This window comes from Streptomyces sp. NPDC093065, assembly GCF_044754585.1.
GTDB lineage: Bacteria > Actinomycetota > Actinomycetes > Streptomycetales > Streptomycetaceae > Streptomyces.
Genome location: NZ_JBIVPJ010000036.1, coordinates 16,635 through 30,819, shown reverse-complemented (window position 1 = coordinate 30,819; position 14,185 = coordinate 16,635). Strand labels below are relative to the sequence as shown.

General features: G+C 72.3%; 10 protein-coding genes and 2 pseudogenes. 7 read left to right on the top strand and 5 right to left on the bottom strand.

Features of this window, described 5'->3' with window-relative positions; all coding sequences use genetic code 11:
- Positions 1 to 294: 294 nt before the first annotated feature.
- The 4 genes from ACIQFU_RS36585 (at position 295) to ACIQFU_RS36570 (ending at position 4,212) form a co-directional block, all read left to right on the top strand.
- The gene (locus tag ACIQFU_RS36585; RefSeq protein WP_402557544.1) at positions 295 to 1,017 is read left to right on the top strand and encodes a molybdopterin-dependent oxidoreductase; all 723 of its coding nucleotides are present in this window, start codon (positions 295 to 297) and stop codon (positions 1,015 to 1,017) included.
- Positions 1,004 to 1,666, top strand: coding sequence for a cytochrome b/b6 domain-containing protein (locus ACIQFU_RS36580; RefSeq protein ID WP_402557512.1), 663 nt, complete (start codon positions 1,004 to 1,006; stop codon positions 1,664 to 1,666). Before ACIQFU_RS36585 ends, ACIQFU_RS36580 begins: the two co-directional genes overlap by 14 nt.
- A 324-nt stretch (positions 1,667 to 1,990) precedes the next feature.
- Positions 1,991 to 3,574 carry a tannase/feruloyl esterase family alpha/beta hydrolase gene (locus tag ACIQFU_RS36575; RefSeq protein ID WP_402557511.1) on the top strand — a complete coding sequence of 528 codons (1,584 nt, stop codon included), beginning with the start codon at positions 1,991 to 1,993 and terminating at the stop codon, positions 3,572 to 3,574.
- Positions 3,575 to 3,621: 47 nt separating this feature from the next.
- Positions 3,622 to 4,212 carry a DUF308 domain-containing protein gene (locus ACIQFU_RS36570; RefSeq protein WP_402557510.1) on the top strand — a complete coding sequence of 197 codons (591 nt, stop codon included), beginning with the start codon at positions 3,622 to 3,624 and terminating at the stop codon, positions 4,210 to 4,212.
- Between the two features lie 79 nt (positions 4,213 to 4,291).
- Here the strand turns inward: ACIQFU_RS36570 and ACIQFU_RS36565 are convergent, their stop codons facing one another.
- The 3 genes and pseudogenes from ACIQFU_RS36565 to ACIQFU_RS36555 form a co-directional block, all read right to left on the bottom strand.
- Positions 4,292 to 5,191, bottom strand: a complete 900-nt coding sequence (locus ACIQFU_RS36565) for an alpha/beta fold hydrolase (protein WP_402557542.1) — start codon at positions 5,189 to 5,191, stop codon at positions 4,292 to 4,294.
- A 15-nt stretch (positions 5,192 to 5,206) separates the two neighbouring features.
- A pseudogene (locus tag ACIQFU_RS36560) lies at positions 5,207 to 5,649 on the bottom strand (epoxide hydrolase N-terminal domain-containing protein); the annotation flags it as partial.
- A 145-nt stretch (positions 5,650 to 5,794) separates the two neighbouring features.
- Entirely contained in the window at positions 5,795 to 6,631 is an 837-nt protein-coding gene (locus tag ACIQFU_RS36555) for a maleylpyruvate isomerase N-terminal domain-containing protein (protein WP_402557508.1), read from the bottom strand.
- A gap of 504 nt (positions 6,632 to 7,135) precedes the next feature.
- On the opposite strand from ACIQFU_RS36555, the gene ACIQFU_RS36550 reads away from it, so the two are divergent.
- Both ACIQFU_RS36550 and ACIQFU_RS36545 read left to right on the top strand, forming a co-directional pair.
- Complete coding sequence (locus tag ACIQFU_RS36550) at positions 7,136 to 9,877, top strand: AAA family ATPase (protein WP_402557541.1); 2,742 nt, start codon at positions 7,136 to 7,138, stop codon at positions 9,875 to 9,877.
- A 60-nt stretch (positions 9,878 to 9,937) separates the two neighbouring features.
- A complete protein-coding gene (locus ACIQFU_RS36545) occupies positions 9,938 to 10,720 on the top strand; it encodes a TetR/AcrR family transcriptional regulator (RefSeq protein ID WP_402557506.1) in 783 nt (260 codons plus the stop codon).
- A gap of 15 nt (positions 10,721 to 10,735) precedes the next feature.
- On the opposite strand, the gene ACIQFU_RS36540 is transcribed toward ACIQFU_RS36545, so the two are convergent.
- Positions 10,736 to 11,491 (bottom strand): GNAT family N-acetyltransferase, encoded by a 756-nt coding sequence (locus ACIQFU_RS36540; RefSeq protein WP_402557505.1) that lies wholly within the window; start codon positions 11,489 to 11,491, stop codon positions 10,736 to 10,738.
- 95 nt (positions 11,492 to 11,586) lie between these two features.
- A pseudogene (locus tag ACIQFU_RS36535) lies at positions 11,587 to 12,929 on the bottom strand (aldehyde dehydrogenase family protein).
- Between the two features lie 309 nt (positions 12,930 to 13,238).
- Between ACIQFU_RS36535 and ACIQFU_RS36530 the strand changes: the two are divergent.
- Positions 13,239 to 14,078: a helix-turn-helix transcriptional regulator gene (locus ACIQFU_RS36530; RefSeq protein ID WP_402557503.1), complete on the top strand. Its 840-nt coding sequence runs from the start codon at positions 13,239 to 13,241 to the stop codon at positions 14,076 to 14,078.
- Positions 14,079 to 14,185 lie beyond the last annotated feature (107 nt).

Here is a 14,185-nt window from a genome sequence, read left to right as displayed (position 1 = left end):
GTACGGGTCAGGTCCGGTCGAGTCTAACAGGTGAGCAAATCGCCCCCCGGTGGGTTCCGCCGGTGGGTTCCGCCGGAGGGCGGGCCCCTCGCGGCACACATGTGAACGGCTCGTTGACAGTCGCGACACAAGGATGCCATCATCGTCACCACTTGGACTGGTGACGATCTCCCGTCTCGGACGTGTGCGGGACCCGGCCGGGTGCCGAGACACATACAGTGCACATGTGTCGGGCGGTGTGCGCCCGGGGACCGGCGGATCCGTCGCCGCACCGAAGGAGCACTGAACATGGCAATGGCACAAGAGCCGAAGCGGGACGCCGACGGCGCCCCGGTCGGACGGCGCGCGCTGCTGGGCATGCTCGGCCTGGGAGCCGCGGGGCTCGCCGCCGCGCCCTATCTCCAGCGCGGCTGGGAAGGCGTGCTCGGCTCCGCCTCGCAGCTCGATCCGACCGGCCTGAGCGGTCTGCTGCCCAACCCCGGCGGCTTCCGCTACTACAGCATCGTCGGCTCGGTGCCGCGCAAGGACGAGACCAACTACGAGCTGCGGCTCGACGGCCTGGTCGACCGTCCCAGGACCTACACGCTGGCCGACCTGCGCGCGCTGCCGCAGACCCGGGTCGTCCACGACGTCCTGTGCACCGACGGCTGGCGGGTGGACAAGACGCCGTTCGAGGGCGTGCGGCTCGCGGACCTCCTGGACGACGCGGGGGTGCGCTCCCGGGGGACGGCGATCCGCTTCACCTGCTTCGACGGCGCCTACAGCGAGAGCCTCACGCTGGAGCAGGCGCGTCGCTCGGACGTGCTGGTGGCGCTGAACATGCAGGACGAGCCGATCACCCACGAGCACGGCGGACCGGTCCGCCTCTACGTCGCTCCGATGTACTTCTACAAGTCGGCGAAGTGGCTGTCCGGCATCTCCGTCACCCCCGAGGTCGTGCCCGGCTACTGGGAGGAGCGCGGGTACCCGCTGGACGGCTGGCTCGACGGGGAAGGGCGGCACAGTGACGCCGCCTGAGCGCTCCGGCCGGGTGCGCCGGTTCAGCACCGCCGAACGCGTGGTCCACCGCGCCACCGGGTGGCTGATGCTGCTCTGCCTGGTCACCGCGGCCTGTCTCTATCTGGGGCCGCTCGCCCAACTCGTCGGGCGGCGTCACCTGATGGCGACGGTCCACGAGTGGTCGGGCATCCTGCTGCCGCTGCCCTTCCTGCTGGGTCTCCTGTCCCCGGCGTTCCGCGCGGACCTGCGCAGGCTGAACCGTTTCGCCGCCTACGACAGGCGGTGGCTGCGGTCCGCCCGCAGACGCCTGACCTCGCCGCAGTCGCGTCCGGCCGGGAAGTTCAACGCCGGCCAGAAGCTCTACGCGGGCTGGATCGCCGGCGCCGTGCTGGTGATGACGGGCACCGGCCTGCTCATGTGGTTCATGGGGCTGCTGCCCGCCGTCTCGCGCACCAGCGCGATCTTCGTGCACGACTGCCTCGCCTGGGCGATCGCCGTCGTCCTGATCGGACACATGCGCAAGGCGTACGCGGACCCGGAGGCGAGGCTGGGGATGCGTACCGGATACGTCAGCCGGTCGTGGGCGGACCGCCACCACGCCCACTGGCTGCGGGACGCGGGGGACGACCGCACGAAGGACGCGGCACCCGAGGCGGACGGGAGCTGACGGCCCGCCGGCGTCCCGGCGAGAGCACCGAGCGGCCGACTCCGCGCCGGGACTGACCGTCAACTGACTGATGTGCCGGGTCCGGCACGGCGGCAGAGTGACCGATGTCGGTCGACTGCCCCGACTATCGCGTCACCTGCTTGACCGGTGACGACATCCGTGTCAGTCTCTTCTCGTCCCCAGCGGGCAGCGGAGCGATCCGGTGAGAACGGCGCATCGCCCGAGCATTCACCTGCGGCGAACCGGTCGGCGGAGCCAACCGTCATGTTCGCCACCCAGCACATGTGTCTCACGTCAGACACACACTTCTCGGATAGGAAAGTCATGAGACGACTTCTGACCGTCCTCGCGGCCGGTGTGCCGCTCGCGGCGGCGGTGTACCTGCCGACCGCATCGGCGGACACCGGGAGCCCCGCCTCCGCCTCCGCTCCCGCCAAGTGCCGGTCCGTCCCCGTGAAGGCCCCCGCGGGCACCAGGGTGGAGTCCGTGACGGCCGTCCGCCAGCCGGGCGGCACCGTGACGGGCACCGGGTACCTCAAAGGCACCGTCTACGACGTCCCGTCCTACTGCGAGGTGACGGTCACCCTCACCCACCCCGGTGAGGGCGACCACGCCAAGGTGCGGACCTGGCTGCCCGAGAAGGCCGGCTGGAGCGGACGCTTCCAGGCCTTCGGCGGCTCCGCCTGGGCGGTCGGGGACAACAACCCCGGTCTGGCCAACGCGGTCAAGCAGGGCTATGCCGCCGCGACCACCGACGGCGGCGTCGGCGACGCCGTCGACAGCTCCTGGGCGCTGGACGGCAAGGGCAAGGTCAACACCTCGCTCCTGAAGAACTTCGCCGAGCGCTCCCAGCACGAGGCGGCGGTCGTCGGCAAGGCGGTCACCGACGCGATCTACGGCAAGGCCCCCTCGTACTCCTACTTCAACGGCTGCTCGACCGGAGGCCGCGAAGGCTACGTCGAGGCCCAGCGCCACCCCGACGACTACGACGGCATCCTCGCCAACTCGCCCGCCATCAACTGGGCGGACTACGTGCCCGCCACGCTGTGGCCGCAGGTCGTGATGAACGAGGAGAAGACCCGCCCCACCGACTGTGAGTTCAAGGCCTTCAACGCGGCCGCGCTCAAGGCCTGTGACCTGAACGACGGTGCCAGGGACGGCCTGATCGCCGACGCCTCGCGCTGCGACTTCGACCCGCGCCGCCTGATCGGCACCAGGATCGACTGCGACGGCAAGACGGAGACCATCACGGCGGCCGACGCGAAGGTGGTCCGCAAGATCTGGGACGGCCCGCGCACCACGTCCGGCAAGAAGCTCTGGTACGGCCTGCCGATCGGCGCCGAGTTCAAGGGCCTCGCCGGCGACATGCCGTTCACGGTCCCCGACGACTGGACCAAGAAGTGGGTGGCCAAGCAGCCCGGCCTGGACACCTCGAAGCTGACGTACAGCCAGTTCACCAAGCTGTTCAAGCAGTCCCAGGCCGAGTACGACAAGATCATCGGCTCCGACGACCCGGACCTGTCGGCCTTCCGCAGGTCGGGCGGCAAGCTGCTCACCTACCACGGCCAGGCCGACCAGTACATCCCCACCGCGGGCACCGTGGACTACCGCGAGCGCGTCGAGCGCAGGCTCGGCGGAACGCACCGGGTCGACGACTTCTACCGTCTCTTCCTCCCCGAGGGCACCGTCCACTGCGGACTCGGCGGCCAGGGGACCGACCTGGCGGCCCTGACCAAGTGGGTCGAGCAGGGCAAGGCCCCCGGCACACTGAGCGCCACCCTCACCAACGCCTCCGGCCGGCAGGTCGAGCGCGACCTGTGCCGCTACCCGCTCGTGTCCCACTACAAGGGCCACGGTGACATCGCCGACGCCGACAGCTTCCGCTGCGTCAAGCCGCACCGGCACTGAACGGCCCCACACCCACCCAACCCGACCACCGGAAAGGCCGGCTCCCGATGACCACCAACACCCTGACGACCGGGGCACCCGCGGCGAACGGCGAACGCTCCTCCCTGACGAGGCTGTACCTGATCCGGGGCCTCCTGGCGGTGGTCTGGGCCGTGGTCTTCGCCGGAGCCCACGACACCCTGGACGCCGCGGCGATCACCCTGCTGGTCGTCTACCCGCTGATCGACGCGGTGTCCTCGGTGATCGACCACCGGGCCCTCACGGACGGTTCCGAGCGCCGGGTGACGGCGTTCAACGCGGTGCTGAGCACGCTCGCCGCCGTCGCGGTCGGCATCGCGGGCGCCGGCTCCTTCGCCACCGTGCTCAGCGTGTTCGGCGCCTGGGCCGTCCTGTCCGGAGCGGCCCAGGCGGTGGTCGGTCTGCGCCGGCGCGGCCCCGAGTTCGGCAAGCAGTGGCCGGTCCTGATCGCGGGCGGCCTGTCCTTCCTGGTCGGCATCTTCTACATCGTCCAGGCCGCGGGTGACGATCCCTCGCTGGACGTCCTGTCGACCTACGCCACGGGCGGCGGCGTGTTCTTCGTCGTCCAGGCCGTCCTGCTGGCCTGGAAGGCCCGGCAGCAGCGGGCCCGCACCGTCTGACCCACTCCGCAGGACCCGTCTCGGCCCGCGCCCCACAGGGACGCGGGCCGAGACGCCCTGCCGGGCCCGGGGGCGCCGGCTACCGCAGCACCCGGAACGCGGTGCGGAGTTCGTCGGCCAGGATCCCGGGCTGCTCCCAGGCGGCGAAGTGCCCGCCCCTGGCCGCCTCGTTCCAGTGGATGATGTTGCCGAAGGTCCGCTCGCCCCAGCTGCGCGGCGCCGGGTAGATCTCGGCGGGGAAGACCGTCACCGCGACCGGAAGCTCCGGGATGGCGACGGCGTTGAACGGTCCGCCACCGGCCTGCGTGCCCTCCCAGTACAGGCGCGAGGACGACGCCCCGGTGTTGGTCAGCCAGTACAGCGAGATGGCGTCCAGCATCTCGTCGTAGGAGAAGAGCCTCTCGGGCACCCCGTCGGAGTCCGTCCACTCCGCGATCTTGTCGTAGTAGTAGGCCGCCATGGCCACCGGGGAGTCCGCCAGGGCGTAGCCGATGGTCTGCGGGCTGCGGTTCATCATCGCCGCGTACCCGAAGCCGTCGCGGTAGAAGTGCAGAAGCCGGTCGTACGCCCTCGTCTCGTCCGCCGACAGACCCGCCGGAGCCGGATCGAAGTTGCGCAGGTGCCGCAGGACGTCGTCCGGCACGGTACCGGGCATGTTGACGTGGATCCCCAGCAGCCCCTCCGGCCGCTGGACCGCCAGCACCTCCGAGACGAGCGAGCCCCAGTCCCCGCCCTGGGAGACGTACTGCTGGTATCCGAGCCTCAGCATCAACGCGTGGAACGCGCGCGCCGTGCGGTCGGGATTCCAGCCGCTCCGGCCCGGGTTGCCCGAGAAACCGTAGCCGGGCAGGGTCGGCAGCACCAGGTGGAAGGCGTCCGAGGCACGCCCGCCGTGTGCCGTCGGGTTGGTCAGCGGGTCGATGACCTTCAGCAGCTCGACGATCGACCCGGGCCAGCCGTGCGTCATCAGCATCGGCATGGCGTCGGCGTGCGGGGAACGGATGTGCGCGAACTGGATGTCCAGTCCGTCGATCTCCGTGATGTACTGCGGCAGGGAGTTGAGGCGCCTCTCGAGCCTGCGCCAGTCGTACTGGTGCCCCAGTGGTGCATCAGCGGCCGCATCCTGGCCAGTTGTGCGCCCTGGGACCGGTCCGCGACGGTCTCCCGATCCGGCCAGCGGGTCTCCTTGACGCGCCGCCGCAGCTCGCCCAGGTCCCGCTGCCGGACGTGGATGCGGAAGGGGCGGATGCCCGAGCCGGGCCGTGGTGTCCACCCGGCCGCCGCACCGGCGCCCGCCGGCGCCGCCCGACCGGGGGTGGCCGCCACGGCCGGGCCGGGCAGGCCGACCTGACCGGCGACGACCCCGGCCGCCGCCGCGTACCCCAGGAAACGGCGACGGTCGGTGCCAGGTCGGCCCGAGCGCTCGTTCTCCCTCATCGAAGACTCCTTCTGTCCGTCACGAGGTGGATGTGTCAGAGGACCGGCCGCCGCTTCCCCGGTGTGTCACTGCCTCCACGCACCTCCTGGCGGCCGGAGTCGGAGGTCCGTCGTCTGGGGGCCTTCGCCGGGCCCGGAGCGCGGGCTAGGTCACGATCCTGCGCAGCAGGGCGAGCTGTTCGAGTGCGGCGGAGGGGCCGTGCAGGACGTCGTGAAGTTCCGGGCCGCGGCCCGCGAGGCTGTCCAGCGTCGGACCCGCCTCGCCGGTCAGCCGGTCCGCCCCGTCGACGGGGGCCGCCAGCACCCGGACGACACCGCCGACGGAGGTGACGACGTAGGAGGCGTCGGCGGCGCCCTCCAGCAGCAGGCCGGCGTGCACGTGGTCGCCCCTCCGGCTCGGCGGGGCGGCCGCGCACAGCAGCCCGTACATCGTGGCCAGCCGCACCTCCCCGGCCGGGTACCGCGGGACCCCGCCGTGGGGCAGCACGACGTCCCGCTCGTGCATCCACGCGTCCCAGAACGCGTGGATGGACTGCACCGACCAGTGCAGGGTGCGTCCCAGCGCGCCCAGTACCGTCTCGTCGGGGTCGGTCCCCGCCTTCGCGCGCAGGAGCCGCTCCTCCTCCCTCACCAGCAGGGTCAGCTCCCGCACGGTCTCCTGCGGACTCTCCCCGGCGGTCCCCTCCAGCCACTGGGCCGGGGTCGACACCGGGTCGAACTCCCGGGTGAGGCGGAACCCGGGGAACGGGCCGCCGAGCTGAAACACGTGCAACGCGGCCACTTCGCGGACATGACGCACCACGTCGTGGACGTTCCACTCCGAGCAGCGGGTGGACGCGTGCCACGCCGCGTCGTCGAGAGCCGCCACATGGCGCAGGAACCGGGCGCGCTGCGTACCGAGCGCGTCCACGACGGCGCGCGGCCCGTCGCTGAATCCGCTCAGCTCGTCGAGGACCTTGCCGGGTGCCGTACCGGACGCCATACGGGATACCTCCAGGCCGTCGCGGGGCCGTCCTGCGCCCGAAACCCTGTGGTTCAGTCGTGTCTGTACCTGACGGCCAGATGCTACATGTGCGGAGGGTCCGCACACCTGGAAATCAAGATACGTGTGAATGTGCGGGAGCGGGCAAGTGCGTTTCCCTCTGCGACGGCGATGAGGCAGTATCGCTGCCGTGGCGCACCCCCGACGGCACACCCGACCGCTTGGGGCCGCACGGTTGACCGGACATACGGGTCCGCTTACTCTGGCCGCACATGGAGACTTTTCGACCGCAATGAGCGAAAAGGTACCCCGACCGGACACATGTGTTGCCGGTGAAGTGTGAACCAGCGGTCCACACCGGCGGGCACATCCAGCGAACCGGCCCGGCATTCCGGCACGCATCGGTTGCCGCGAGCGGGACGGACCGCACGCCTGGGCGTGCGGGTGACCGGGCCGGGCCGGCGGTGAAAGGAGTGGTGGACCGTGGAGTCGCTCGTCAGGACAATGGTCGGCCGCGAGGGGGAGCGGGGGGCGCTCGCCGCCTTCGTGACCGCGCCCGGGGGACAGGCGCTCGTCCTCAGGGGCGAGACGGGGGCGGGCAAGAGCGCGCTGCTGGACCACGTCACCGGCCTGGCGGGGGACGCGTACCAGGTGATCAAGGCCGTCGGGGTCGAGGCGGAGTCCGACCTCCCGTTCGCCGGCCTGCACCAGTTCCTCCATCCGCTGCTCCCGGACATCGACGGCCTCGACACGGGCCACCGGGCCGCCTTCGACGCCGTCTTCGGGCGCCACGACGGGCGGCCCCCGTCGGTCATGGCGCTCGGCATCGCGGTCCTCGACCTGCTGTCGCTGGCGGCGTCGCGCAAGCCGCTGCTGCTCGTGCTCGACGACGGCCAGTGGCTGGACTCGGCCAGCGCCGAGGTATGCGGGTTCGTGGGGCGCCGGCTCACGGGCAGCTCCGTGAAGCTCGTGGTCGGACTGCGCTCCGAGGTCCCCTCGCGCTTCGACACGGCCGCGCTGCCGGAACTGGCGGTGCCCGCGCTGCCGGACGAGGCCGCCGCGCACATGCTGGACCTGCACTACCCCGAGCTGGACGGGCAGACCCGCCGGCTGGTCCTGGCGGAGGCCCGGGGCAACCCGCTGGCGCTGCTGGAACTGCCCCCCTACGTGGGCGACGGCCACCTCGGGCACAGCGCCGAGGAGTTGTTCGGGTACCACGGGGTCCCGCTGCCCCGCCGCCTCCAGCACGTGTACGGCACCCGCATCGAGCGGCTGGACGAGGCGGTGCGCGAGGAACTGCTGCGGGGCGCCCTCGACGGCGTCGGCGCGGGGCCGGGAGCCGGCGGCACGGGCGGCCTGCGCTACCGCATGCGGGACGCCGACGAGGCGGTCACGGCCGGACTCCTGGACATCGACCCGGTCAGCGGCGACTTCGTCTTCCGGCACCCCCTGATACGTTCCACCGTCGTCCAGACGGCGACGCCCAACCAGCGGCGCGCGGCGCACGCGGCCCTGGCGCGGGTGCACCGCGAGGACGTGGAGCGGCACGCCACCCATCTGGCCGCCGCGACGATCGACCCCGACGAACGGGTCGCGCTAGCCCTGGAGGCGGCGGCCGACTCGGCGACCCGGCGCGGGGGCGCGACGGCGGCCGTGGGCTGGCTGACCCGGGCCGCGGAACTGAGCGAGAGTCACGAGGAGCGCTCCAGACGGCTGGGCGACGCGGCGTTCGTCGCCGGGCACTCCGCCCTGCTGGACCAGGCCCGGGAACTCGTCCACGCCGACGTGGCGCCGGGCCGCGGCGACTCACCGGCCTCGGTGCTCACCTCGGCCTACGTGGCCCTGTACGAGGACGGCGACGTGCGCTCCTCGCCGCGGCAGGTCCTGGCTGCCGTCGAGAGCCTGCGCGAGGAGGCGGCCGGACAGCCGCCGGAGGTCCTCGGCCGGCTGGTGAACCTCCTGCTCGCCATCAACCAGTACGCGAGCGACCACGCGGTGTGGGAGCGTACGCACGAACTGCTCGGCTCGATGGGCGACCTGATCGCGCCCCGTTCGCTGATCTACCAGGACGCGTGGAGCGACGTCGTGCGCCGCGGGAGGGGAGTGCACCGACGGGTGGAGGAGGCCTTCGCCGAACTCCCGGCCATGGAACCGTGGGACGTCACCCGGCTGGCCGTGGCCGCCTACCACGTCGACACGCTCAGCCACTACCGCCCCTTCCTCCAGCGCACCGTCGACCGCGAGGTGGAGACGGGGGCCGTGGCCAACGGCATGACCATGCTGCACCTGATCATGCTCGACCAGATGGCGGTGGGGGAGTGGGACGAGGCGGAGCGGACCGGGCTGCGCGTGCTGGAACTGACGACGTCCCACGGCCATGTCCTGTTCGCCCATCACAGCCGTGCCTATCTGGCCCTGCTCGCGGCGCTGCGCGGCCGGTTGGACCGGGCCCGGGAGCTGCAGGCCGCCGTCGACTCCTGGGCCCGCCCGCGGGGCGTGGGGTTCCTGACCCAGATCGCCGACGCGGTCGGCACGGCGGTCGCGCTGAGCGAGGGGGACTACGAGGCCGCCTACCTGTACGCGATCGGCATCACACCCCCCGGATCGTTCGCGCCCAGCACGCACCAGGCCTCGCGCACGCTGCTCGACCTCGTCGAGGCCGCCGTCCACACCGGACGCTCCGAACAGGCCCGGCGGCACGCGCTGGCCGCGCAGGAGGCGGGGCTGCCCGACATCTCGCCCCGGCTGGCCCTGATCACCTACGGGGCGCTGGCGATGACGGCGACCGACGAGAAGGAGGCCGCCGAGATGTTCGCGCGGGCCGAGACCCATCCCGGCGGCGCGACCTTCCCCTTCGAGCTGGCCCGCATCCGCCTCGCCCACGGCATCCGGCTGAGGCACACCCACGGTCCCAAGGCGGCACGGCAGTTGCTGAGCCGTGCCGTCGACTGCTTCGAACGGCTCGGTGCCGCCGGCTGGACCGAACGGGCCCAGGCGGAACTGCGGGCCTCGGGTGTCTCCGCGCGTGCCTCGTCGGCACACCTGGCCTCGCTGACCTGGCAGGAGCGCCGGATCGCCGACCTCGCCGCCGGCGGTCTGACCAACAAGGAGATCGGCGAACGGATGCACCTGTCCCCGCGCACGGTCAGCTCCCACCTGTACCGGGTGTTCCCGAAACTGGGCATCACCACCCGAGCCGCGCTGCGCGACGCACTGGGCAAGACGTCCGAGGACCAGGACCGCTGAGGCGACGTACCGCCGCCGTCGCGTGAACCGGCGATCCGCCCCTTTTGATACCGTCGGAACATGGCTGCTCGTACGGACACGGACTCGGACACGGACACCGACGCGGAACCGGAGGAAGGCCCGACGACGCTACGGCACAGGATCGTCGTCGCCGCCGCCGGCCTTCTGGAGGAGAACGGCCTCGACGCGATGTCGACGCGTGCCGTCGCGGCGCGGGCCGGCGTGCCGCCGCCGACGATCTTCCGCGTCTTCGGAGACAAGGACGGCCTCCTCGAAGCCGTGGGGGAGTACGGCTTCGAGACCTATCTGCGGGCCAAGAGCCGTCTGCCGCGCAGCGAGGACCCGGTGCGGGACCTGCGCGACGCCTGGGACCTGCACGTCCGGTTCGGTCTCGAACAGCCGGCGTACTACACCCTGGTGTACGGTCTGCCCCGCCCCGGCCGCCTCTCCCGGGCCGGCCGGGAGGCCGTCACCGAGCTGCAGGGCATGATCACCCGGGTCGCCGCGGCCGGCCGGCTGCGCATGAGCGTCGAGCGGGCCGCGGCCGTCGTGCACGCGGCGGGCATGGGCACCATCCTCACCTTGATCAGCACCCCGCCTCAGCTGCGGGACCCCGCCGCCGCGGACGTGACCCGCGACCTCGTCGTCGCCGCCGTCACCACACCCCCGGCCGGCGGACCCGTGCCCGACCCGGGCCGGGACACGGCCGGTGCGGCGATGGCGCTGCGCGCGGCCCTGACCCGGGAGGAGACCCCGGCCCTCAGCCCCGCCGAGCGGCTCCTGCTGCTGGACTGGCTCAACCGCATGGCGGACACCCGGCCCGGCGCACCGGACGGGGGCTGAGGGCCCCGGTACCGCTCAGTCGGACGGCCCGCGCTGCCTGGGCACCGGCGGGACGTATCCGTTCCCGGCGCCGGTGCCCGGGAGCCGTGCGCCGCCCAACGGGGCCGCTATCTCCCGCAGGGAGAGGTCGCGGCGCGGTTCGAAGCCCAGCGACCCGTACAGCCGGGGGACCACCTCCCGGCCGGCCTCGGCGTGCAGGAAGGGCGTGGTCCCCTGGTCCGCCGCCACGGAGGAGAGGTGCCCGACCAGACGCCGGGCCAGGCCCCGCCGCCGGTACTCGGGCAGCGTACAGACGGTGCTGATCTCGGTGTGACCCGCCGGACGCATCCGCAGACCGCCCATGGCGATCAGCGTCCCGTACCTGCGCATCCCGAAGTACGCGGTGCAGCGGTGGCTGCCGGGCTGGAAGGGGCCCGGACGGGTCGCCCGGACCAGGGCCGCCATCTCCGGGATGTCCACGGGCGACAGTTCACGGACCTCCTTGTCGTACGCCGTGACCGGGCGCCGCAGCACGAGCTGGACGCCGCGCACGTGGGACACCGTCAGCCAGCCCGCCGGCAGCTCCGGATCCTGGCCCACCAGGTGCAGCAGACCCCCGGGCCCGGCCAGCATCGCGGCGTCCGCCCAGTCCTCCGGTTCCGGCCGGTCCGGCAGCGCGGCGAAGGGGGCGAGACCGGGTGCGTAGCGCAGGACGCGGCCCCGTTGGCGCGCGAAGCGCAGGTGTCCCGCGGTGAGGGAGGCCCGTACGGGAAGGTCGAGCAGGTGAGGCATCAGCGGCATCCATCGGTACGTGTGGCTCCCGCTTCCGGCGGGGCCGACGGCTTCGGTGAACGGAGGGCGGACGGCGTGCGGGCCGGCCGCACCCCCTAGGAGACCGCCGGCATGAAGACCGCCTTGGTCTCGAGGAAGCTCTCCAGACCCTCGGGTCCTCCCTCGCGGCCGAGGCCCGACAGCTTCCGGCCGCCGAACGGGACGTTGGGCGAGATCTCGAAGCCGTTGACCGCGAGGTGGCCGGTGTCGACCCGCAGGGCCACCTCGAAGGCACGCTCGGCGTCCGCGCCGAACACACTGCCGCTGAGCCCGAAGTCCGTGTCGTTGGCGAGCCGGACCGCCTCGTCGACGTCCCGGTAGCCCTGCACCGTCACCACCGGGCCGAAGATCTCCTCGCGGGCGATCGTCATCTCCGGTGTGACGTCGGTGAACACGGTGGGGTCGAGGTAGTGCCCCCGGTCGAAGCCGGCGCTGCGTCCGCCACCGGTGAGCAGCCGGGCCCCCTCCCGGCGGCCCGCCTCGACGTACCCGAGCACCCGTTGGTACTGGCGGGCGTTGAGCACCGGCCCCAGGTCGGTCGCCGGGTCCCACGGGTCGCCCACCCTGAGCGCCCGTACGGCGGCGGTGTAGGCCTCCGCCACCTCCGCCAGGCGGTGGAGGGGAGCGAGGACGCGCGTCTGGGAGAAGCAGATCTGACCGGAGAACGGCATGGTGAACGGCGTGAGCGCGGGCAGTGCCGTCGACAGGTCGACGTCGTCCAGGAGGATCGCGGCCGACTTGCCGCCGAGCTCGAGCGTCGTACGGGCCGTCCGCCGGGCGGCGGCCTCGGCGATCCGCCGGCCGGTGGGCACACTCCCGGTGAAACTGATCTTGTCCACCGCCCGCGACTCCACGAGCTGGGCGGACTCCCGCGTGTCGGCCGTGAGTACGTTGAGCACGCCCGGCGGCAGACCGGCCGCATCGGCGGCCTGCGCGATCACCAGCGCGTCCAGCGGGCTCTCCACCGGCGACTTGAGCACCACGGTGCAGCCGGCCGCCAGCGCCGCGGGGATCTTGTGGGCGAAGATGTTGAACGTGGCGTTCCAGGGCGCGACGAGGGCGGCCACGCCGACCGGCTCCCGCACGATGCGCGCGTGGCCGCGCGCGGTGGGCCGCCGCTCACTGAACGCGTAGTCGTCGAGGAGCCGCGCGAAGTGGTCGAAACGGCTCTCACCGGCGTGGACGAGCCCCTCGGCGAAACGGAGCGGGGCCCCACCTGAGCCGTCCACAGCCGGGCGAGCAGCCCGAGCCGCGCACGTATCTCGTCGGCGAAGCGCCGCAGGTACCCGGCACGCTCCGCGGCGGACATACGCGGCCACGGCCCCGAGTCGAAGGCGGCCCGGGCCGCTGCCACGGCACGGTCCACTTCCACGCCGTCGGCCAGCGGCAGACTCAGCATCTCCTCCTCCGTGGCGGGGGAGACGAGCGTGACGCGACGGGTGGAGTCGCCGGGGATCCAGCGGCCACCGGTGTAGAAGCCGTGCAGGAGTTCGTCCGGGAGGTCAACGGTGAACGCAGCCATGGTACCCATCAAGTCGTCGGGGCAATGAGAACCACCGGTGATCCTGGTGCCTGCCGTTTCCTGGGTTCGTCCACCCCATGAAACACCCGGCATGCTCACACATGTGCCCTTCCCGCGCCCCGCTGTTCCTAGGTGTGCCAGTGCTACCCTTGCGGCGGCATGTAGGTATGAGTGAGGAATGACCGGATGGCATCGAATGCCCCCTTGGGTGAGTTCCTGCGGTCCCGGCGACTGGCCGGCGATCCGGGCCTGGCGCCCCTGCCGACCAAGGGAGTGCGCAGGGTACCGGGCCTGCGGCGGGAGGAGATCGCCCAACTCGCCGGTGTCAGCGCCGATTACTACGCCCGTCTGGAGCAGGGCCGTCAGGCTACCCCCTCGGACGCCGTCCTGAGAGCCCTCGCGGCGGCACTCGGCCTGGACGCGGCCGAGCGGCTCCACCTGTTCAACCTCGCCCACCGCATGCCGGGGTGCGACGGCGCCGCGGCGGCCAGGTCCGCGCGGCCCGGCCTGCTCAGGCTGATGGAGGCGGTCGGCGACAGTCCAGCCGTGCTGCACGGCCGGGGCACCGACGTCCTGGCCCTCAACGAGGCCGCACGCGCGGTGATCACGGACTTCTACGCGAAACCGGCCGGGGACCGCAATGTCGTCCGCTGGTTCTTCCTCGACCGCCGTTCGCACCGGTTCGAGGACTGGGAGGCCGTCGCCGGTGACGTCATCGGCATGCTCCGGCTCGACGTGGGCCGGTATCCGGACGACGCACGGCTGCGCGCGCTGGTCGAGGACCTGACCGTGAGAAGTCCGCTCTTCGCGGAGTTCTGGAGCAAGCAGCGGGTCTCGGCCGACGTACCGGCGCGCAAGGTGATCCGGCATCCCACGGCGGGGTCGCTGACGTTCGACGTGGTGGGGGTGTCGCCGCCGTCCGTACCGGACCAGACCCTCTTCGTCTTCACGGCGGGGAGCGGCTCCCCCACCGAGAAGGCGGTCACCCGGCTCCTGGCCGGGTGGCGGACCGGCGGCACGGCGTGAGGGCGGCGCGTACCCGCGGGCGAGGACGCACCGAGGTGTCCGGACCGTCAGATGACGGATGTGTCGCACTTCGCCCGCACCGGAGGATGTAACCGCGTCACGTGACG

What these genes read in the sequence shown, in the direction of transcription:
- ACIQFU_RS36585 (WP_402557544.1), top strand. Translation starts at nt 295, where the DNA reads ATGGCACAAGAGCCGAAGCGGGACGCCGACGGCGCCCCGGTCGGACGG.
- ACIQFU_RS36575 (WP_402557511.1), top strand. Translation starts at nt 1,991, where the DNA reads ATGAGACGACTTCTGACCGTCCTCGCGGCCGGTGTGCCGCTCGCGGCG.
- ACIQFU_RS36570 (WP_402557510.1), top strand. Translation starts at nt 3,622, where the DNA reads ATGACCACCAACACCCTGACGACCGGGGCACCCGCGGCGAACGGCGAA.
- ACIQFU_RS36565 (WP_402557542.1), bottom strand. Translation starts at nt 5,191, where the DNA reads ATGCCGATGCTGATGACGCACGGCTGGCCCGGGTCGATCGTCGAGCTG.
- ACIQFU_RS36555 (WP_402557508.1), bottom strand. Translation starts at nt 6,631, where the DNA reads ATGGCGTCCGGTACGGCACCCGGCAAGGTCCTCGACGAGCTGAGCGGA.
- ACIQFU_RS36550 (WP_402557541.1), top strand. Translation starts at nt 7,136, where the DNA reads ATGGTCGGCCGCGAGGGGGAGCGGGGGGCGCTCGCCGCCTTCGTGACC.
- ACIQFU_RS36545 (WP_402557506.1), top strand. Translation starts at nt 9,938, where the DNA reads ATGGCTGCTCGTACGGACACGGACTCGGACACGGACACCGACGCGGAA.
- ACIQFU_RS36540 (WP_402557505.1), bottom strand. Translation starts at nt 11,491, where the DNA reads ATGCCTCACCTGCTCGACCTTCCCGTACGGGCCTCCCTCACCGCGGGA.
- ACIQFU_RS36530 (WP_402557503.1), top strand. Translation starts at nt 13,239, where the DNA reads ATGGCATCGAATGCCCCCTTGGGTGAGTTCCTGCGGTCCCGGCGACTG.